A 21397-nucleotide genomic window follows, 5' to 3' on the forward strand; every position below is an offset into this window, starting at 1 on the left:
ATCAACAATTTTGCGGCTGCGCGATTTTATCGGCAGCCTGAAAACCGGTTTACTTTACTGTGATCAATTCATATTCCCGGTTGCCCAGACCGATCTTTACAGCGTGGTCGATACAGCTTTTCCAGTTGGTCTCCGGGTGCGTGTCGGTAAAATGGTCATGATGGTCGTGCGGCTTTTTCGACAGGATGCTGCCACTGAGGACGGGCTGGCGGTTGACCGCGTCGGCACAGGCGACATCCAGCGCCACCGGGTCAAAGGAAGCAAACATCCCGACATCCGGAACGATCGGGATATCGTTTTCGGCGTGGCAGTCGCAGTACGGAGAAACATCCACCACAAGGCTGATATGGAACTGCGGACGGTCCTTTAAAACGGCGTACGCATATTCCGCGATTTTGCAGTTCAGAATATCATTCGTTTCATCGCCCATGGGGTTTACCGCGTCGAAATTGCAGGCGCCGATGCAGCGGCCGCAGCCGACACACTTATCGTGGTCGATCTGCGCCTTTTTATGTTCATCAAAGGAAATCGCGTCATGTGCGCAGTTTTTGCGGCACATCCCACAGCCTCTGCAAAGCTCTTTATCCACAACCGGCTTGCCGGCGCTGTGCATTTCCATTTTCCCCGCGCGGGAGCCGCAGCCCATTCCCACATTCTTCAGCGTGCCACCGAAGCCGGTGGACTCATGGCCCTTAAAATGGGTCAGGGTGAGGAAAATATCGGCGTCCATCATCGCACGGCCGATTTTGGCTTCCTTGACATATTCGCCGTCGATCGGGACCAAGGCCTCGTCGGTTCCCTTCAGGCCGTCCGCAATGATCGCATGACAGCCGGTCGCAAAGGGGTTGAAGCCGTTTTCATACGCCGCGTCAAGGTGATCGAGCGCATTCTTCCTTCTGCCCACATACAGGGTATTGCAATCGGTAAGAAACGCCTTTCCTCCCTGTTTTTTAATGAGGTCCACAATGACCTTCGCGTAGTTGGGGCGCAGGTAGGAAATATTGCCCGGCTCCCCAAAATGAATTTTGATGGCCGTATATTTGTCTTTAAAATCAATGGATTCCATTCCCGCTTTCCTGACCAGCTTTTCCAGCTTCTGCAGCAAGTTACAGCTTGGTGTCGCACTGAAATCCGTGAAATATACTTTTGAAGCTCCCATATTCTGTTCTCCTTTTCAGCTTAACGCGTCCCGATTTCTCTGCCTGGAGGCAGACAAAGCAGGATCGATTTTCATTCATTATAGCATAAGTTTTTCGGAAGGGAAACATTCTCTCCGCGGAAGGCGGAAAAAGGTCCCGCATATATCTCCCGCCGCGGCACAAAAAACAACCGACGATTCATAATATATAAAGATTTCATTAAGAAGTTAAAAATTTTACACAATTCAACAAAATTCTATTATTATTTTTCCGGAAAATCCGATACAGAACATAGAATTAAATTGAAAAAAGGAGATGTTTTATGTTAACACCGTATCAATTATCTGAAAATTCAATGAGCGGACAGTTTTTGCCATTCAGGCTGGACAATGAATTTTTTGCAATTGAAAGCATGTATGTAACGGCTATCTCCAAAATGCTGATGATTTCTCCCCTGCCCGGCACCCCGGAATACTGCAAGGGAATTGTCAAAGTAGAGGGAAGGATTCTCCCGGTCATCGACATGCGCTTAAAACTGCGCAAAAATTCCATCCCCTACAATGATGAGACACCGATCATCATGGTCAACCTGGAAGGAGCACAGAGCGGGCTGATCGTAGACACGCTGGCGGACGTTCTGACCGTATACCCCGGATGTCCCGACGGAGATGAGGAACCTCTTCCAAAATCAAATCCGTATTTTAAAGGCATCATAAAAGTCAGCGGCAGCCCGGCAATGGTTCTGGACTGCAAAAAGATCCTGATGGAAGACGGTATTTTTGATCTGGCCCAGCTTGTCTCTTAATAAGGAAGGCCGGTGTTACCGGCGCTTTGACCTTCTGAGAAAGTACCACGCACAGAAACCAACCAGAGATGCGGCGACGACCGCGATCGCAGCCATCGAGTAAGTATCCACATACCGTACCACCGTTTCCCAGGAAGAGCCGAAAAAAGCCCCCAGATAAACCAGAACGACGTTCCACAGAAGCGTTCCCAGCGCGGTCAGCAGCAAAAACATTCCCATCCTCATTTTTGCCATTCCGGCGGGGATGGAAATGAGGCTGCGCACGACGGGAATAAACCGGCAGAAAAGCACCGTAAACTTTCCCCGCCGGGCAAACCACGCTCCCGCGTGGCGGACGTCCTCCCTTTTTAAATGAAGGACTCTCCCCAGCTTTCCGCCCAGCAGACGCTCCAGCCGCTGCGGGCTCATCAGCCTGCCCACGCTGTACAAAACCACGGCGCCCAGAACGGAGCCAATCGTTGCCGAAAGCACCACGCCCCATATTTTCAGGTCCGTTACCGTGGTCATGAATCCGCTGAAGGTTAAAATCACCTCCGACGGAATAGGGGGGAATATATTTTCAACCGCAATCAGCAGTGCGATTCCAAAATAGCCGTATTGGTTGATAATCCCTATGATCCAATCCTGCATTTCATCAAACTCCTTGCCTCACCTGAATCCTTAGCATTTTCCGGACATGGTATCCGCCGCCGTCAATCGGGAAGATATTTCTTCCCTCCGAAATAAACGAGCACGCTTCCCAGAAGAATATTAAGATAATAGCTTGAAAATCTCCAAAGGGTAATTCCCGGAATGATATACGGGCCGAAGAATTCCCGGAAGAAGAGATAGAATCCCCCCTCCGCACCGCCGGAAGAACCCGGCAGCGGAATGAACGACGCGGCCATCATGACAAAAGTGTCCGCCGCGACCATAGTAAACACCGGCTCCCCCTTCAGGTTGAAGCTGCGGTAAACAAAGAAGGATAACAGGCTGGCAATCGTAATCTGAATCAGCGTGAAGAAAACCGCGATCGCATACAGGGCGTAATTTTTTCCGAAAAGTTTGGAGCTGTCGTGGAAAACGACAAGCTGGCCGTGCACCTGATCATAAAATTTCTGAGAAAGCTTATGAAGGTGTATTTTATCCATAAAGCGGACAACCGCCCGCAGGATCAAATCGGTAAGCCTTTCATTCATCATAAAAATCAGAGCAAGCAAAATAAAAAGGCTGTTTGTAACCAGTCCGAAAACGGCGATCACGGCAAAATTACTTACTTTGGTCTGAAAATAATTCAGCTCAAACGCAACCAGAATGAAGGAGTACACAAACGTAACCCCATGGTGGATCAGGGACTTTACGGCCACGATGGAAGTAGCGGCGCCTGTTTCCATTCCCATCTTTGTCATACAGTAGACTTCCATGGGCTCCCCCGTCCCAAAAGGGGCAAGGGCGCTGTAAAAAATTTCCACCATACCGATATAAAGCGATTCTCCCAGGGTCCATGCTTTGTCAAGATGATTGCAGAGCAGGTGAAGCACATATCCTTCCAGAAACCATCCGGCAAGCACCCCCGCCAGAATCCAGAGAAGCCAGACCGGCTGAAGCTCTGAAAGAACATGTCCCAAACTCTCCATACCGTCTTCGGTAAACAGAAAGAAAGCCAGAATTCCTATTGAAATTAAGATGGTTGCCGCCGAAAAAATATTTTTGGCAGTCGCCGGTTTTTTTTGATTCTGCATGGCATCCCCTTCAGATACTGTTTCCATTCATTATCATAGCACGAGTTTATATTATACAACAGAAAGTCTTAAAAAAACAGCGTCCATTTATAAACAATACATGAAGACTTTATGTACAGGCTTTCATTCTCACCGGAAATCGGCTGCAGGAAGCCATTGAACCGGTTTTCGGCCAAATCATCCGCAATGATTATTTTATTATTGCTCTATCCGGCAAACAACATACATAAGCCGGAAAAACCGCCTTACGACGGACAAAGCGCCGCATTGGAACAGCCAATGCGGCGCTTATTACAACCCGAATGATGGAAACGATATCGAGGGCTAACGCAGTACGGAGGACCATTTTACCCGCAGGATCAGGATAATGGAGATGACCGCGGCGGCATAATTGGAAAACAGGTTGCCCCAGAAAACGGAATAAAACTGCAGTGCCTGTTCCGTGGCCAGAATAAAAAGATACCGCAAAAGCCAGATGCGCAAAACCCCCAGCACCAGCGGCACGCCGGTACGGCCAAGGCCGATAAACGCGCCCTGCACCGCCATGCAGACACCGAAACCCACCACGGAATAGGTGTAGATATGCAGCGCCCTGTTGGCTACCTCCAGCACGTCCGCCCTCTGCGTGAACAAAACCGTGAGAAAGGGGGACAGCGGTACGATCAGGCCGATGACGGCGACAGCCGTTACCGCGCTGGCCACGCACCCGATCAGGCAGGAGCGCTTCGCTTTGTCCGGCTGCTCCGCCCCGATATTCAGGCTGACCATGGTCGTTATGGCCGAGCCGAAAGCCGCCGGCAGGTTGAAACAGACGGCGGTAATATTGTTGGCGATGCCCTGCCCGTTTAGGACCACCGCGCCGTATTTCTGGGTTTCGTTATTGATAAGGAAAAATCCCAGATTCAGCATCAGGCTGGTCAGCATGGCGGGGACCCCCACCTTGAAAAGCTGGGAAAGCAGCCGTTTGTCAAACCGGAATCCCTTCAGGCTGAGCTTGTCCTCCCCCTTCCTGACAAACAGCTCATAGAACATCCAGCCGCAGATCAGGAAGTTGGCGCAGAACGAGGACAGCACGCAGCCGACTACCTCCAGCCGCAGCCAGACGACGAATATGATATTAAAAATAATTTTCAGGACGAGCATGAGCAGCATGCGGATAAAGGTAGCCTCCGGTTTTCCGGTAGCGTTCTTGATCGCGTTGTAGATGCTCTCCAAAAAGGAAAAGGGAAGAACAAACGCATAAAGGCTGATATACAGCATGACATTGTGCGATATTTCGGGATCCACATTGGCCGAAATCGGAAACGCCACCAGCGCGGACAGGGGCGCGATACAAAAGCCCATGGTAAAGGCAAACACGACGATCTGCGCGGAAATGCTCCGCACCCGGTCAAAATCGCCGTGGCCGTTCGCCTGGCCGATAATGGCCATCGCCGCTACGCTCAGCCCCTGGGCCAGCGCCGTCATCATGTTGATGACGGGTTCACTGTAGGTGACCGCGCTCGCGACCAGCGTTCCCGCCGCGTTATTGATAAAAAGTCCGTCCGTCAACGGCATCAGGGACTGTATGACACTCATCATCAGCGTTGGCAGCGACAGCATCATCAGGGTCTTCAATATATTTCCGTGCAGAATCAAGTCCCGCCTCTGCTCGGTACTCTGATGTAAAAATTCAAATTTCAATCTAAACCCGCTTTCTGTCTGTGAGTTTTTATTGTATCATGATAAAATCAGGTTTTCAAGACAGAAATCCCTTCTTTTTGCGTTTCTTCCGGAAATTCCGGACCGCCGTGCAAAAGAAGAAAACGCGCCGGGTATTTCTTCCAAAAAGGAATTCATACCGAGGCGCGGCCGGGTTCTAATTTGATTTTATCCTCATCATTTTCCTGACAATGGCAACAAGCGGTTTATAGAGAACGCCTTCCATCTCACGGCTGACTGTTTTCAGTTCCTTCCGGATGGCTATTTTCTGAGGACAGTGGCTTTCGCATTTTCCGCACTGCCTGCACCGGGACGCGACGGCCGGTTTGGCCGACAGGGCGCCCAGTGACTGAAAATACCGGCGCCGCGCCGATTTATCCTGCATCAGGTACTTGTCGTTGTAACAGGAAAAGCATCCGGGAATGTTCACCCCCGCAGGGCAGGGCATACAGTACCCGCAGCCCGTACAGGGAATTTTCGTCTTTTCACTGATTTCCTTTCTGACCGTCCGGAACACATCCAGTTCCTCCACACAGAGGGAATCGGGCTCCGCCTCCCCCGCGATGCGGATATTTTCCTCCATCTGCGTTTCGTCGCTCATACCGGAAAGCACTACGTTCACTTCGGGATGGTTCCATACCCAGCGCAAAGCCCACTCCGCCGGGGAACGGTTTTTGTCGTAGCTCTGGAAGGCCTTCATCACCAGTTCGGGCAGGTGCGTGACCAGCTTTCCGCCGCGCAGAGGCTCCATGACGATCACGGGGATTCCCATCGCCGCCGCGGTCTGCAGCCCGGCTTTGGTCGCCTGGTTGTTTTCATCCATATAGTTGTACTGGATCTGGCAGAAATCCCACGGATACGCTTTTAAAATCAGCTCAAAGTCCGTCCTGCTTCCGTGAAAAGAAAAACCGATGTTTCTGATTTTGCCCTGTGCCTTCAGCTCTTCCAGCCATTCCACGACGCCGAGCGAAACAAGGCGGTCATACCCCGGCTTGTCGGTCAGCATGTGCAGCAGATAATAATCGATATGGTCCGTTTGCAGCCGCTGAAGCTCCGTTGCAAAGATTTTCTTTGCATTTTCCAGCTTCCCGACCAGAAAAGGCGGCAGCTTTGTGGCGATTTTTACCCGGTCGCGGTAGCCCCCGGCCAAAGCCCGGCCCAGCAGCAGTTCGCTTTTCCCGTTCTGATAGATATAGGCCGTATCAAAATAGTTCACGCCCCTTTCGATGGCGTCGTGAATCATCTGAATGGATCTCGTTTCATCGATCGAACCGTTCTTTGTGGGCAGCCGCATACACCCGAACCCCAGAATGGAGAGTGCATCGCCGTTTTTCACGTTTACTCTTGTCTTCAAATGAATCCCTCCGGAAATTCAGGGGCGCGGAAAGCGCCCCTCACTGTTTTTCGAGCAGTTCAATGAACGCCTTCATATATTCCGGCAAATCCGGCGGGCGGCGGCTGGAAACGATATTGCCGTCCACAACCACCGGAAGGTCGTACCATGCGGCCCCGGCATGAATCAGGTCATCCTTGATACCCGGGGTACTCGTGACCTTTTTGCCCCGCAGGATATCCGCGGAAGCCAGAACCCAGCCCGCGTGGCAGATATGCCCGATGGGCTTTTGCTGCCGGTCCATAGAGCGGACCATTTCCAGAACCTCCGGAAAACGCCTTAATTTGTCCGGTGCCCAGCCGCCGGGTACCAGAAGCGCGTCGTAATCCTCAATACGGATATCCCCGAACGCATAATCGGAAACCGCCGGAACGCCGTACTTGCCGACATACTTTTGGTTTGCCCTTTCGCCGACAAGATGGACGGTGACGCCCTCCTCCCGGAGCCTCAGCACCGGATACCACAGCTCCAGATCCTCAAAATCGTCCGAAATCAGGCAAACGGCTTTCAAGTCCTTTTTCATGGAAATTCCCTCCTTTTTTTCTGCTGTTTATGTTGATTATAGTATTGCGGTCCGGATTTAGCAATAAGGAAACAGGGATTTTGTGCGGAACGGGATTTTATTCCGCCGCATATTTATGGTATCATATAAATAAAAAATAAACCGCCCGACCGCCGGTCAAATCGGAGCGTTATGTTATGGGATGTCTGGGAAATTTGATCTGGTTCGTCTTCGGCGGCCTGATTATGGGTTTGAGCTGGCTTCTGGTCGGCATTCTGTGGTGTATTACCATTGTGGGAATTCCCGTCGGAATCCAGTGCTTTAAATTCGCGGAGCTGGCGTTCTTCCCGTTCGGGAAAAATGTTTCCTTCGGCGGCGGGGTCGGCTCGTTTTTGCTGAATATCCTGTGGCTCGTCTTCGGCGGTTTCGCGCTGGCGGTGGAAGCCGCCGCGATCGGCGGGCTGTTCTGCCTGACAATCGTCGGAATTTCTTTCGGGCTGCAGTGCTTCAAGATCGCAAAGCTGGCGCTGATGCCGTTCGGTGCCTGCGTCCATTATTAATTTTCAAATATGGCAAAGTGATTTGCGTCTGCGTGGCTTTATCGACTGCCTGGTACACGAGAAGCGCGCCTTGATTGGCTGACAGCCGTTTCAAGGCGCGCTTTTTTGAGCCTGCTGCTTTTTGTAATTTGCCATCGCAAATTCATTCAACAGCCCCGTTTTAAGAACTCATTCTTTTTTTCTTCCCCACGACCATGGAGACCGCGAAAAACGCGACCGCGAAGCCTGCCTCAATCAGCATGGCGACATAGACTTCGGAAAGGCTGGAGAAGCTGAAACTGGACAGTGAAGAAATCTGATTATTCGCTTTGACATACCAGTAGGTCGGGGTAAAGCTGGCGATTTTCAAAACGGTGGAATTCAGGAGCTCCTGCGGTACAAATACTCCGCTGATAAAGCAGGGACCCAGGGAGACGACGTTGCAGACCGCCGAAATCGCTCCACGTTCCTTCAGAAGATTTCCGATGAGGAAGCTGATGCCGGACATGCTGAGCGTAAACACAAAAGAGTTCAGGACCAGATAAGCCGTGTTCCGGGTCATAATGTTCCGGTAATCCAGCAGGAAACAGAAGCCGACCATGACCGCCCAGCAGGCAACGGTAAAAATCAGGTTCGCAAGAATAAACTGGAAATTGATCTTTCCCGCGCTCAGGGGGGAGCAGAAATTCCTGCGGCTCAGATCCCGGTCATTAAACACCAGCATGATGGCGGAGATGCCCAGAACGAGCACGGAAGAAAGCGCATAGGCAAGGTAATTGAAGTAATTCTCGGAAAAGCCGTTGTCGGTATCCGGCTGTGCATCTGCTTTCATTGCGACAGGGGTATTGATTTCCATATCCGCTTTCAAATGCCGGACCAGGTCCTCCTGCGTAATGCCGGGCACCGTTTTTACATAGAGTGCCGCCGTGTTGAAATACTGGTTGATATTTAAATCGATATAGGCGTTGCTGACGGAATTCGGCACGGTGGTCTTCTCGATCCGCACGTCCTCCCCCCGCATGAAGCTCTGGGTAAAGCCTTTGGGGATACGGAGAATATAACTGACGGAGCGGAAGAAAAGCGCGTCCTGAAGCTTTTCCGTTTCATCCGGAACCTCTACGAAGCTGGCTGTTTTGGCCAGCTCCGCCTGAAAGCCGTCGATCAGGGGGCTGTCTTCTTCGCTGATAAAGGCGATATTGGTTTTTTCCTGAGAAAAACCGGCTTCCTGCACTTTTGAGCTGTTCAGCGAGAGAAGCGTGGAGACGGCAAGAAAAACGGCTACATAGATCATCATGGAGGACAGATTTTTTTGGATGATTTTCATACAGAGCTTAAAGACTGGCATATTTCTGCCTCCTTATCATGAAATACGACCCCAGGCAGAACAGCAGCGCATAAGCGCAGACCGCCGCCATATTCCACCCGTACCGGGTCATGACGTCGTAATAGTACAGGGAGTAAAAGGCGTCTGTAAGCAGGTTCACCGGATTCAGGTAAGAGAGAACCGGCGCGTTCTGCGCGACGATATACTTCATATCCTCGAACATCATTCCCGCCAGAAACGAACCGGCCATGCTGACCGCCAGCAGAACCGCTACCTTGATTCCCTCCCCCTTTTTTACCAGCGCACTGACAAAGGCGCCGAAGGAAACGCCCAGCACACTGCCGGCGAAGGTCGTCAGAAGGACAAAAAGGCTTTTAGGCCCAAAGTCGATTTTCAGCCCGAAATACAGATAGGCGAGAAGCACCAGCATCTCCGAGAAATGGAGCAGGATTGCCGCGCACACATTGTAAAGAAAGATTTTCAGCTTATGGACCGGGGCCACGTTGACGCGTGCCGCCCGCTGCGAAAGATCGGCCTGAACGTCCGCTACTTCCTTCAGCCCCAGGAAGCCGCCGTACAGGCAGCTCATGGCGATCAGGGAGTAAAAATAATTGAGCACATTGTTCGGCTCCGCGCTGCTGCCGGAAACCTCCCGGGTGTATTCTCCGCGGGCGGAAACGGCGTCGATCAACCCGTCTTTAATGGAAGCGGGGTTCTCCCTGACAATCGAGGCCACCGCGGAGGACGTCTGGCTGTAGCTGTTCAGGAAAGCCCGGACAATGTTCTGGCTGAGGCCCGATTCCCGGACCGTCATCCCGATCTCCGTACCCACCGTAACGTACGCCTTGATTTTCCCGTCGTCAAGCAGCCTTTCCGCCTTTTCCCCGTCGGTTTTTGTCAGGTTGAAAATCCGGTCTTCCCCTTGGGAGACTTCCTCCAGCACCGACTGAAAATCCTTGCTCTGCCGGTACCGGTCGTTGTCCACCACGGCGATATCGATGGGATGAAAGGCTTCCGTATTGTTCAGATTGGACAAAGCCATATTGAAGAAGGTGGCAAGCAGCAGCGGGAAAAGCAGGGTCCAGAACATCATCTGCCTGTCGCGGATCAGGCATTTCAGCCTTGCCGTGAAAAGATGCTGAAACATTTTTCTCCCTCCCCTAATCCCTGAGCTGTTTTCCGGTGATTTCCAGAAACACGTCGTTGAGGGTGGGCAGCTCGGAATAAATCTTTCCGAAGGTGATCTCATTCTTTTTCAGAAAATCCAGTACGGCTTCCAGGTTGTTCTGCCCTTTCCCGGACTTTACGACCAGCAGATGGTCGCGGTACTCGGCGGAAACGATATTCGGGAGTTTTTTCAGGGCCGCCAGATGTTCCTCGCGGAGAGAGAAGGTCTCGACCGTGATTTTCTCCCCGAGCGTGATCATGGCCTTCAGTTCTTCCTTGGTGCCGTCGGCGATCATCCTGCCCTTATCTAAAATCATGATCCTGGTACAGATCTGTTCCACTTCCTCCATATAATGGGAAGTATAGACAATGGTGGCGCCTTCCCGGTTCAGCCGCACAATGCCCTCCAGAATATTGTTCCGGCTCTGGGGATCGACCGCCACCGTCGGTTCGTCCAGAATGATCAGCTTCGGCCGGTGCGCGATTCCGCAGGCGATGTTCAGCCGGCGAAGCAGGCCGCCGCTCAGCTTTTTGGGATAAAACTTCCGAAAATCGTTCAGCCCTACAAAATCGATGGCGTCTTCCACCAGCTTTTTTCTTTTTGCTTTGTCCGGGACATACAGCCCGCAGAAATAATCGATGTTTTCGTACACCGTCAGTTCCTCGAACACGGCGACATTCTGCATGATGATTCCGATGTCCCGTTTGATGTCGTAAGCGTCCGGAGCCATGGGCCGGTCAAAAATTTCAATTTCGCCCTTGTCGTATTTTAAAAGGGATAAAATACAGTTGATGGCCGTCGTCTTTCCGGAGCCGTTCGGCCCGAGCAGCCCGAATATTTCCCCTTCCTTTACTTTTAGCGAAAGATGATCCAGCGCGACCAGATCGCCGTATCTCTTCACCAGATTGTTCACCCTGATAATCATAAGCGGAACCTCCTTGTTTTCATGCTCCTATTTTAGCGCATAATAACGGGGATGATCAGTGCCGCCTGTCAGTGTTTGCCGTGACAGATGTCATGTTCTTCCGTGATCCCCGTAAATTGCGATTGTGAACCGGAAAGAAAGATGTTACTATAAAAGAAACGACGGGCCGTCCGAATGGAAGATAGGAGGAGTTGGCCGTAATGATTCTCATCGATAAAATCATCCTTCTGATCTGCTGCTTTGTCCTTTACCTGTGCGAGCCCGGTTTCGGCGCAAGCGTGGTGCCGGTGCTGACCGCCGTTGTTTTCACGTGCTTCCTGAGCTATTTTGAAAAACCGGTTCTTCGGGCCGTGCTGACCGGCGGATTCATTGCGGCAAGCGTATTTCTTCCCGGACTGACCGTATTTCTTCCGCTGATCTGCTACGACCTGCTGTTCGAAAGATTCCAGTTTCTCTGTCTGGCCGCGCTGATCCCGCTCGTTTTTCTCTGGCAGGGCGCGGGCACTGCCGTCAGTGCGGCAACGGCCATTCTCTTTCTGCTCTGTGTATTGCTGAAATACCGTACCGCCCGGCTGGAAAAGCTGAGATCGGATTACAACGATCTGCGCGACACCACAAAGGAAATGACGCTCCTGCTGAACCAGCAGAACAGCGACCTGCTGGAAAAGCAGGATTATGAAGTCAGCATCGCCACCCTGAACGAGCGCAACCGCATCGCGCGGGAAATTCACGATAATGTGGGGCATCTGCTGTCCAGCTCGCTGCTGCAGATCGGCGCGCTGCTCGCCGTCAACAAGGATGAAAAGGCGAAGGAAAACCTGCTGGCGGTAAAAGACACCCTGACGCGGGCCATGGAAAGCATCCGCTCCAGCGTACACAACCTGTACGACGAATCCATCGACCTGTACGGACAGATGGAAGAACTGGCGCGTAACTTCACTTTCTGCGAGCTGAGCCTGGACTACGACATTCACAGCAACCCGGACATCCGGCTGAAATACGCGTTCCTTTCCATTGTAAAGGAGGCGCTGGCAAACATCATCCGGCACTCCGACGCAAGCCGGGCGAGCATCACCTGCCGGGAACATCCCGCGCTTTATCAGCTGATTATAGAAGACAACGGGACCGTGAAAAATTACGACGCGGGAAGCGGGATCGGCCTGAAAAACATCACCGACCGGGTGGACGCTTTTCACGGAAACATCAATATTATGACCGATCACGGCTTTAAAATTTTTATCACTATCCCGAAGGAGGCGGCAAATTGATAAGAGTACTGATTGTGGACGACGACAGGCTCGTTTCAAGTTCGCTCAAAACCATTCTCGAAGCGGACGGCGATATCGAGGTGGTGGGAACGGGCGCCAGCGGCAGTCAGGCGATCGCGCTGTTCGGCGAGTGCAGGCCGGACATCCTGCTGATGGATATCCGCATGGACGGCATGACCGGCATTGAGGTAGCCGAAATTCTGCTGAAACGGGACCCCGGCGCGAAAATCCTGTTTTTGACCACCTTCTCCGACGATGATTACATCATCAAGGCGCTGCGGATCGGCGCGAAGGGCTATCTTTTAAAACAGAATTTTGAAAGCATCGTGCCTTCCATCAAGACGGTCGCGATCGGGCAGCGGGTGTTCGGGGATGAAATCATCACCAGAATCCCCGCCATGCTCAGCGGCGGCCCGAAGGACGATTTCAAAGAACTCGGCCTGAGTGAAAAAGAAACGGAAATCATCACACAGGTCGCAAACGGCCTGTCCAATAAAGAAATCGCGGAAACCCTGTTTTTGAGCGAGGGAACCGTGCGCAATTACATCAGCGTCATCCTCGAAAAACTTGGGCTCCGCGACAGAACGCAGCTTGCCATTTTCTATTATAAGCATTCCTGACTTTCCGTTTTCTCCGCTTTACTCCAGGCAGCAGGAGCTTCCGTTCTGCTGCTTGCTTTTCTTTTTTATTTTCGCCAGTTCCTCCGTCAGCTCCTGCATCGTGCCGAAGCGGCGGGTGCGGTTGCTTACCCCCGCGACGGACAGGGAAATCAGCGGAAATTTTTCCGGCTCCCCCCGCCTGTTTTCCGCGAGGATATATCCGTTTTAGATATCCCTCGGATTATAGTACTGCAGCACGTTTTTATCAAAATCTTTGATGATTTTGGCACACAGGCCGCCGCAGCTGAAACCGCTCAGCACCGCCACGAAATCGTCTCCGCCCACATGGCCGGCAAACTGCTTTTCCGGCACATGGGATACGATCGTTTTCGCAAGCAGCTTGATGATCCTGTCCCCGTTTTCAAAGCCGTAAACGTCGTTATAGGCCTTGAAATTATCGATATCGAAATAGATGACGCTGTAGGGCGTATCTCTTTCGACACAGGCCCGGATTTTCTGCTCGATCACCAGATTCCCGGGCAGGCCGGTCAGGGGATTCTGATATTTCGCGTTCGCCACTTCGATTTCCGTGGTTTTTTCCAGAAGGTCCTTGATGGTGACGGTCCCCAGATATTTTTCATCCATGGTCACGACGATAAAGTCATACAGCTTTTCCGGAGGGCGGGACATGGCGATGTGCGAAACGTCGCTGATCGGGGTGTCGTGGGCCACCGCTAAAAACTGCCGGTCCATCAGGCAGGAAACCGGCCTTTTCTGGTTCAGGCTGAACCCGTACCGCCCGCTGAGCTTGAGCACCAGATTGGCCTTTGTCACCACGCCCAGCACCGTGCCGTCTTCCACCACGCACATTCCGAAGGACGACGGGTCCTTTTTGAGCTCCTCGAAAACATCCTCCACCTTTGCTTCCGGGGAAATCGTTTTGGTCTGTGTGCAGATATTCTGGATATAGATATTGCTGGCCTGACTGCCCAGAACATGGTTTTTCCGTCGGTTGGCCTCGATGATGAAGCCAAGGACGTCGGGCGCGGGCTCCTTCATCTGCTCGTCCGGCCGCTGCAGATAGTATCCCTGTGCGTACTGCACGCCCAGATCGATCAGGGTGGCGAGTTCCTCCTGGGTTTCCACCCCCTCCGCGACGAGGCTGATATTGGCCACGTGAGAAAGCTCCGTCATGCTTTTTACAAGGGCAAACTTAATGCTGTCCTTGTCGATATTGCGGATGAGGTTCATATCCAGCTTGATGTAGTGCGGGTTGATGTCGCTGATCAGGTTCAGCCCGGAATACCCGGCGCCCGCGTCATCGATGGCGATTTTGTAGTTCTGGTCCTTATAATGGGAAACGGCCCCGTGAAAGGCATCCATATCGGAGGCCGCGTTCCGCTCCGTGATTTCAAAAATGATATCCTCCGGCACCGCGCCGTAATTTTTCAGATATTCCTTGGTAAAGCCCTGCCTGAATTTCGCGTCGTGCATCACATCGGGATTTACATTGAGAAAAAGCTTCTTTTTCAGCGTGATCCCCGTCTTCAGATAGGCTGTCTGGAGCGCCGTGGACCGGCAGAGAAGCTCCAGGTCCCAGAGGCGGCTGCTTTCCCCGGCGATCCGAAACAGTTCCTCGGGATTTGCGATGGCGCTCTCACAGGTAACTCTGCTCAACGCCTCATATCCGATAACGGAACCGTCGCGCAGGGATACGATGGGCTGAAAAACAGTCTTTATATATTTCCCGTCGATAATTTTATCCAGTTCCGATTTCATTTTCTCATCCATACTCTTTTCTGGCTACCTCCAAAACAGATTGTTGATCCATGATGGTACCGTCTGCCGCCGAAAAAAAACGGCGGCCTGTTTCTTTGGAACATCATGCCTGCCATCTATACAATATCGCCTGAACCCGCGCTGTTTCATTAGGATTCGATTAAAAACTGTTAAATTTTTCAAAAATTTCATCAGTCCCAATTCTAACAGGAAACGGGCATAAAATCAAACATTGGGAGCAAAATATAACCAACATTTAACAATTCCCCGGTGGATTCCGCGCGGCGGATTCCATAAAAGGGGATGTTTGACTTTTTTTGATTCCTGTGCTATGATTAATTCCTGAAAATATGACAAAAACGTTGAAAGAGACAGTAGGATTCAGACAAAAAGCAAAGCGAGCCGGTGACAGTGAGAGTCCGGCCTGAGTCGTTTACTTCCGAACATCACTCTCGAGTTCCGGGCTGAAAGAGTTCTTCGACTAAGCTTTGGCGGTTTTCCCCCGTTACCGGGAGCACATATGACAGTATGCTGCAATAGGTGGTATAACGAAGCGAAGCCTTCGTCCTGTTCTCAGGGCGGAGGTTTTTTATTTTGGGAGGTTTCAGCAATGTACGACAAGGTTCCTGCAAATTTAAACTTTGTAGAACGCGAAAAGAAGATCGAAAAGTTCTGGGAAGAAAACAAAATCTTCGAAAAGAGCATCGACAGCCGCAAAAACGGAAAAACCTATATGTTTTACGACGGCCCGCCGACCGCGAACGGCAAGCCCCACATCGGTCATGTCCTGACAAGGGTCATCAAGGATATGATTCCCCGCTACCGGACGATGAAGGGCTATCAGGTCCCCCGGAAGGCCGGCTGGGACACGCACGGGCTTCCCGTGGAGCTGGAGGTGGAAAAACTCCTTCATCTGGACGGCAAGGAGCAGATCGAGCAGTACGGGCTGGAACCCTTCATCAAGCAATGCCGCGAAAGCGTGTGGAAATACAAGGGGATGTGGGAGGACTTCTCCCGGACCGTCGGCTTCTGGGCGGACATGGAGCACCCTTACGTGACCTATGAAAACGATTATATTGAGTCCGAATGGTGGGCGTTAAAGCAGATCTGGGAAAAGGGCCTTCTGTACAAGGGCTTTAAGATCGTCCCCTACTGCCCGCGGTGCGGGACCCCCCTTTCCAGCCACGAGGTGGCCCAGGGGTACAAGGACGTCAAGGAAAAATCCGCGATCGCGAAATTCCGGGTAAAGGGCGAGGACGCCTTTATTCTGGCGTGGACAACCACCCCCTGGACGCTGCCGTCCAACGTGGCTTTGTGCGTGAATCCCGACGAAAGCTATGTGAAGGTGAAAACGGCGGACGCCGTCTATTACCTGGCGGAGGCCCTTGCCCCCAAGGTGCTGGGGGAAGAATACACCGTACTGGAAAAGTATGTCGGAAAAGACCTGGAATATAAGGAATACGAGCCGCTCTTTGACTTTGTAAAACCGGACAAAAAGTGCTGGTACGTCACCTGCGACCGCTACGTTACGCTGACGGACGGCACCGGTGTGGTTCATATCGCGCCCGCCTTCGGCGAGGATGACGCGAATGTCGGCCGCAAATACGGCCTGCCCTTCGTGCAGCTGGTAGACGGGAAAGGCGAGATGACCAAAGAGACCCTCTGGCCGGGCATGTTCTGCAAGGACGCCGACAAGGAAATCCTGAAAAACCTGAACCAGCGCGGGCTTCTGTTCTCCGCGCCCGCCTTTGAGCACAGCTATCCGTTCTGCTGGCGCTGCGACACCCCGCTGATCTATTACGCCAAGGATTCCTGGTTCATTAAAATGACTGCGGTCAAGGACGATCTGATCCGCAACAACAATACCATCCACTGGATTCCGGAAAGCATCGGCAAGGGCCGCTTCGGCGACTGGCTGGAAAACGTGCAGGACTGGAGCATCAGCCGCAACCGCTACTGGGGCACCCCGCTGAATATCTGGGAATGCGAGTGCGGGCACAAGCACTCCGTCGGCAGCATTGAGGAGCTGAAAGCCATGTCCCCCAACTGCCCGGAGGATATTGAGCTGCACCGGCCGTACATCGACGCGGTGACCATTACCTGCCCGAAATGCGGCAAACAGATGAAACGCGTGCCGGAAGTGATCGACTGCTGGTTCGACTCCGGTTCCATGCCGTTCGCTCAGCATCACTATCCGTTTGAAAATCAGGAGCTTTTCCATCAGCAGTTCCCCGCCGACTTCATTTCCGAGGCGGTGGATCAGACAAGAGGATGGTTCTATTCCCTTCTTGCGATTTCCACCCTGATTTTCAACAAGGCCCCGTATAAAAACGTCATCGTCCTCGGCCATGTACAGGACGAGAACGGGCAGAAGATGTCCAAATCCAAGGGCAACGCGGTCGACCCGTTCGAGGCGCTGGAGACCTACGGCGCGGACGCGATCCGCTGGTACTTCTACAGCAACTCCGCCCCCTGGCTCCCGAACCGTTTCCATGGCAAGGCCGTGACGGAAGGCCAGCGCAAATTCATGGGCACGCTGTGGAACACCTATGCTTTCTTCGTACTGTACGCGAACATCGACGAGTTCGACGCCACCAAATACACGCTGGACCGCGGCAGCCTGACCGTCATGGACAAATGGCTGCTGTCCCGCCTGAACACCTCTGTAAAAGCCATCGACGGCCATCTGGAGAACTACCGGATTCCGGAGGCGGCGCGTGCGCTTCAGGATTTTGTCGATGAAATGAGCAACTGGTACGTCAGAAGAAGCCGAGAGCGCTTCTGGGTCAAAGGGATGCCGCAGGACAAGATCAACGCCTACATGACGCTGTACACCGCGCTCGTCACCATAGCGAAAACGGCGTCTCCCATGATTCCGTTTATGGCGGAGGATATTTACCGCAATCTGGTCTGCAAGATCGACCCCTCCGCGCCGGAAAGCGTCCATCTCTGCGATTTTCCGAGCGTCGACGAATCCCTGACTGACAAAGAGCTGGAAGAAAACATGGAGCTGGTGCTCGACATCGTCGTGCTGGGCCGAGCGGCGAGAAATACTGCCAACATCAAGAACCGCCAGCCGATCGCGAAAATGTATGTCCGTTCGGAAAAGCCGCTGAGCGAGTTCTACCGGACCATCATCCGCGACGAGCTGAACAGCAAGGAAATCCTGTTTACCGAGGATGTCTCGGACTTCACCTCCTACCATTTCAAGCCGCAGCTTAGAATTCTGGGGCAGAAATACGGCAGGAAGATCGGCGAAATCCGCACCGCGCTCGCCGGACTCAACGGAAGCGCGGCGAAGAAGGAGCTCGACGCCAACGGCGCCCTGACCCTCGCCCTTTCGGACGGGGAGATCTCCCTGACCCCTGAGGAACTGCTGATTGAAACCGCTCAGGCGGAAAATTACGTTTCCATGGCGGACAACGGGATCACGGTGGTCATTGACACCCATTTGACGGAAAACCTGATCGAAGAGGGATTCGTCCGCGAAATCATCAGCAAGATCCAGACCATGCGCAAGGACGCGGGCTTTGACGTGACCGACCATATCGTCGTCTATGAAAAGGGAAACGACCGGATCGCGAAAATCATCTCCGACAATCTCGCCTCCATTCAGAACGACGTGCTGGCCGAAGAAGTCAGGCTGAACGAAATGGCGGGCTTCGCCAAGGAATGGGACCTGAACGGCGAAACCGTCGAGCTGGGAGTTCAGAAAATCTGATTTTCGAGCGCACAATTCCGTGAAAAGAGCCTCTCCGGAAAAATCCATGGTTACGCTGTACGTTAAATAAAACAACAGGAAGAAGCCGGAAAAGCGTTTTAACGCTTTTCCGGCTTCTTCTTTTACTGATCTTTTCTCATTCAGGACAGCGCGTACAGGGCCGCGCGTTTCGCGTGGATTTCGGTCGTATCGAACAGCGGCACGGACGTGTCCTTCTGCTGAACCAGCATCCCGATTTCCGTACAGCCGAGAATCACGCCCTGCGCACCCCGTTCCGCCATTTTCCCGATGATTTTCAGGAACGCCGCTTTCGATTCATTGGAAACGATGCCGAGGCAGAGCTCGTGAAAAATAATATGATTAATGAGTTTCCTGTCTTCTTCATCCGGTACAAGGACTTCCAGATTCTTTTCCGCCAGCTTTTCCTTGTAAAAATCCTGCTCCATGGTGTAAACCGTCCCGAGCAGAGCGACTCTTTTAATTTGATTCTGCAAGAGCTCCGCCGCGGTCACCTCGGCAATGTGAAGCACCGGGATGGAGACGGCGCTTTGAATCTGTCCGGCGACCTTATGCATGGTATTGGTACAAATCACAAGGAAATCGGCGCCCCCTTTTTCCAGGCTCCGCGCGGCGGAAGACAGGATTCCCGCGCATTTTTCCCAGTCGCCCTCCTCCTGGCACTTTTCTATTTCATGGAAGTCCACACTGTAAAGCAGGCATTGCGCGGAGTGGAACCCTCCCAGCTTCTGCTGAACCGTGCGGTTGATGATCTGATAGTAACCGACGGTGCTTTCCCAGCTCATTCCTCCGATCAGGCCGATTGTTTTCATATTGATTCACTCTCCCGATATTCTATTTACCTGCTCTATTTTTATAAAACTCTATTCTTCCACAAAGAGCGGAGTAAACCGGAATTCCGTACAGTCCACCAGCCCCCTGTCGGTCAGGCGCAGTTCGGGCAGGCAGGCAAGCGGAATCAGCGCCATGGTCATAAAGGGAGAAACCATGCTGCACCCGATCTTTTCCCACGCCTCGCTCAGCTTTCCGACGATTTCAGCCATTTCCTCCACCGGCTTGTCGTTCATCAGGCCGGCGATCGGGAGCGGAACCGTCCCCAGAACCCTGCCGTTCTGTACGGCGGTCATTCCCCCGCCGCACGCGATCAGCGTATTGGCGGCCAGCGCCATGTCCTCGTCGTTGGTGCCGATCACCAGCAGGTTGTGCGCGTCATGCGCCACGGTGGAAGCCATGGCCCCGCACCGGATACCAAACCCTTTGACAAAGCCGAAGCCGGCCTTTCCCGTTTCATGGTGCCGCTCAAAGACCGCCGTTTTCAGGACATCCTGTTCGACGTCGGAACCGACCCGCCCGTTTTCCACCCTGAGCGAAACATGCCGTTCGTAGGAGCCGACCCTGGCGGGGATCACTTCAATGACGCGGGCGGTCACACGGTCGCCCTTCGCGGGAATGGCAAAGGACTCCGGTGTAATGGGATTTTTGATATGCATGGATTCCGTCGCCCACTTCGGGTAATGATAGGGCGGGAGCTTTTCGGTAAGCTTTCCGTTTTCCGCCGCAACGGCGCCGTTGATCAGCACCCGCGTAACGTCCAGCCTGTCCAGACTGCCGATAAAAACGATATCCGCGCATTTCCCCGGCGTAATGGACCCCAGCTCATGGTCCATCTGAAAGCACTGGGCGCAGTTGATGGTGACCATCTGAATGGCAGTCATGACGTCGATTCCCTCTTCCACCGCGCGGCGGACGATGTGGTCCAGATGCCCCTGATTCAGCAGGGTGTACGGGTGCGTATCATCGGAAATCAGCACTCCGAACCGGGTGTCGATTTTATTTTCCGTAATGCTTTTCGCCACCTCATGAAGGTCGCGCCACGCCGAACCTTCCCGCAGCATGGCGTACATGCCGAACCGCATCTTTGCAAGGGCGTCCTGCGCACGGGTGGACTCGTGGCAGCAGCGCACGCCGGAGGCAATGTAGGCGTTCAGCCCACGCCCCGTCTCCGGCATGGAGTAATGACCGGTCACGATCTTGCCCACCCTGAGCGTCTCGGCGACCTCGCCGTGCATCTGCGGGTCCGAGTTTAGCACGCCCGGAAAATTCATCAGTTCCCCAAGGCCCACCACGCTGTCCCACCGCATGGTCTCGGCGATCTCCGCCGGACCGATGGAGGAGCCGGTATCTTCAAAGCCGGGAACGGCGGGAACACAGGCCGGTGTGGTGACCATCGTTTTCAGCGGAGTCCTTTTGGAGTCCTCGATCATGCAGGAAACCCCGTCCAGCCCGAGGACATTGCAGATTTCATGCGGGTCCATATAGATTCCCACCGTGCCGTGAAGAATGACCGCCCGCGCGTATTCCCCCACGCTCATCATGGAGGATTCCACATGCATATGCCCGTCTAAAAATCCGGGGGCGATATACTGACCGGCTGCGTCCAGGACGGTTGTGCCTTCTCCGATACAGTGCTTCGCGTCTCCGACAAGGGCAATCCTGCCGCAGGAAATGGCCACATCGGTATCCGGCAGGATCTCCCCGGTACAGACATTCACCAGCCTGGCGTTGATAATCACGGTTTCCGCCGGAACGGCGCCCTGCGCGACCGCGGCAAGCGTCCTGCCGGATTCCCACAGCGGAGAAGTACAAAACTTGTTAATCATCACAGCACCCCTTTACATGTTTTTCATTCTATATTAAACGTCATCAAAATGCCTGTCAAGCATCTTTTACTGCCGTAAAATAAAAAAGACGCCCCGCAGCGGTCAAAAACCGCCGGAGCGTCCGTTCTTTACAGG

The 21397-nt window shown here is 53.0% G+C and carries 17 protein-coding genes; 5 read left to right on the forward strand and 12 right to left on the reverse strand.

The annotated features are described in order from the left end of the window. Positions 1-49: 49 nt before the first annotated feature. Complete coding sequence (locus tag ACRQV7_RS11175) at positions 50-1159, reverse strand: DUF362 domain-containing protein (protein WP_444658204.1); 1110 nt, start codon at positions 1157-1159, stop codon at positions 50-52. 350 nt (positions 1160-1509) lie between these two features. Here ACRQV7_RS11175 and ACRQV7_RS11180 point away from each other — a divergent pair, with 350 nt between their 5' ends. Further along, positions 1510-1944 carry a chemotaxis protein CheW gene (locus ACRQV7_RS11180; protein WP_444658205.1) on the forward strand — a complete coding sequence of 145 codons (435 nt, stop codon included), beginning with the start codon at positions 1510-1512 and terminating at the stop codon, positions 1942-1944. Between the two features lie 15 nt (positions 1945-1959). Here ACRQV7_RS11180 and ACRQV7_RS11185 read toward each other — a convergent pair whose 3' ends face one another. From ACRQV7_RS11185 to ACRQV7_RS11205, 5 genes are all read right to left on the reverse strand, one after another. After that, positions 1960-2574, reverse strand: coding sequence for a DedA family protein (locus tag ACRQV7_RS11185; protein ID WP_444658206.1), 615 nt, complete (start codon positions 2572-2574; stop codon positions 1960-1962). 62 nt (positions 2575-2636) lie between these two features. Continuing rightward, positions 2637-3665, reverse strand: a complete 1029-nt coding sequence (locus ACRQV7_RS11190; RefSeq protein WP_444658207.1) for a lysylphosphatidylglycerol synthase transmembrane domain-containing protein — start codon at positions 3663-3665, stop codon at positions 2637-2639. A 324-nt stretch (positions 3666-3989) separates the two neighbouring features. Then, positions 3990-5348, reverse strand: coding sequence for an MATE family efflux transporter (locus ACRQV7_RS11195; RefSeq protein ID WP_444658208.1), 1359 nt, complete (start codon positions 5346-5348; stop codon positions 3990-3992). Between the two features lie 175 nt (positions 5349-5523). Further along, on the reverse strand, positions 5524-6720 hold the full coding sequence (locus tag ACRQV7_RS11200; protein WP_444658209.1) for an aldo/keto reductase: 1197 nt from the start codon (positions 6718-6720) through the stop codon (positions 5524-5526). Positions 6721-6760: 40 nt separating this feature from the next. After that, entirely contained in the window at positions 6761-7282 is a 522-nt protein-coding gene (locus tag ACRQV7_RS11205; protein WP_444658210.1) for a type 1 glutamine amidotransferase domain-containing protein, read from the reverse strand. A 176-nt stretch (positions 7283-7458) separates the two neighbouring features. On the opposite strand from ACRQV7_RS11205, the gene ACRQV7_RS11210 reads away from it, so the two are divergent. After that, positions 7459-7821 carry a YccF domain-containing protein gene (locus ACRQV7_RS11210; RefSeq protein WP_444658211.1) on the forward strand — a complete coding sequence of 121 codons (363 nt, stop codon included), beginning with the start codon at positions 7459-7461 and terminating at the stop codon, positions 7819-7821. A 160-nt stretch (positions 7822-7981) separates the two neighbouring features. Here the strand turns inward: ACRQV7_RS11210 and ACRQV7_RS11215 are convergent, their stop codons facing one another. The 3 genes from ACRQV7_RS11215 to ACRQV7_RS11225 are packed head-to-tail and all read right to left on the reverse strand — an operon-like array spanning position 7982 to position 11217. After that, positions 7982-9145 (reverse strand): ABC transporter permease, encoded by a 1164-nt coding sequence (locus tag ACRQV7_RS11215; protein WP_444658212.1) that lies wholly within the window; start codon positions 9143-9145, stop codon positions 7982-7984. Then, complete coding sequence (locus ACRQV7_RS11220) at positions 9132-10271, reverse strand: ABC transporter permease (RefSeq protein WP_444658213.1); 1140 nt, start codon at positions 10269-10271, stop codon at positions 9132-9134. Before ACRQV7_RS11220 ends, ACRQV7_RS11215 begins: the two co-directional genes overlap by 14 nt. Before the next feature lie 13 nt (positions 10272-10284). Beyond that, on the reverse strand, positions 10285-11217 hold the full coding sequence (locus tag ACRQV7_RS11225; RefSeq protein WP_275716536.1) for an ABC transporter ATP-binding protein: 933 nt from the start codon (positions 11215-11217) through the stop codon (positions 10285-10287). A 200-nt stretch (positions 11218-11417) separates the two neighbouring features. On the opposite strand from ACRQV7_RS11225, the gene ACRQV7_RS11230 reads away from it, so the two are divergent. Together ACRQV7_RS11230 and ACRQV7_RS11235 are read left to right on the forward strand one after the other, a co-directional pair. Continuing rightward, on the forward strand, positions 11418-12485 hold the full coding sequence (locus ACRQV7_RS11230; RefSeq protein WP_444658214.1) for a sensor histidine kinase: 1068 nt from the start codon (positions 11418-11420) through the stop codon (positions 12483-12485). Continuing rightward, positions 12485-13105: a response regulator gene (locus tag ACRQV7_RS11235; protein WP_444660268.1), complete on the forward strand. Its 621-nt coding sequence runs from the start codon at positions 12485-12487 to the stop codon at positions 13103-13105. Before ACRQV7_RS11230 ends, ACRQV7_RS11235 begins: the two co-directional genes overlap by 1 nt. A gap of 204 nt (positions 13106-13309) precedes the next feature. On the opposite strand, the gene ACRQV7_RS11240 is transcribed toward ACRQV7_RS11235, so the two are convergent. Beyond that, complete coding sequence (locus ACRQV7_RS11240) at positions 13310-14863, reverse strand: GGDEF domain-containing protein (protein ID WP_444658215.1); 1554 nt, start codon at positions 14861-14863, stop codon at positions 13310-13312. A gap of 610 nt (positions 14864-15473) precedes the next feature. Between ACRQV7_RS11240 and ileS the strand changes: the two genes are divergently transcribed. Further along, entirely contained in the window at positions 15474-18584 is a 3111-nt protein-coding gene (ileS, locus tag ACRQV7_RS11245; protein ID WP_444658216.1) for an isoleucine--tRNA ligase, read from the forward strand. A gap of 140 nt (positions 18585-18724) precedes the next feature. Here ileS and ACRQV7_RS11250 read toward each other — a convergent pair whose 3' ends face one another. Together ACRQV7_RS11250 and ade are read right to left on the reverse strand one after the other, a co-directional pair. Further along, on the reverse strand, positions 18725-19414 hold the full coding sequence (locus ACRQV7_RS11250; protein ID WP_444658217.1) for an aspartate/glutamate racemase family protein: 690 nt from the start codon (positions 19412-19414) through the stop codon (positions 18725-18727). A 51-nt stretch (positions 19415-19465) separates the two neighbouring features. Then, complete coding sequence (gene ade, locus ACRQV7_RS11255; RefSeq protein ID WP_444658218.1) at positions 19466-21262, reverse strand: adenine deaminase; 1797 nt, start codon at positions 21260-21262, stop codon at positions 19466-19468. Positions 21263-21397: the final 135 nt, after the last annotated feature.

Source organism: Caproiciproducens lactatisolvens, from assembly GCF_052443335.1.
Classification (GTDB): Bacteria; Bacillota; Clostridia; order Oscillospirales; family Acutalibacteraceae; genus Caproiciproducens.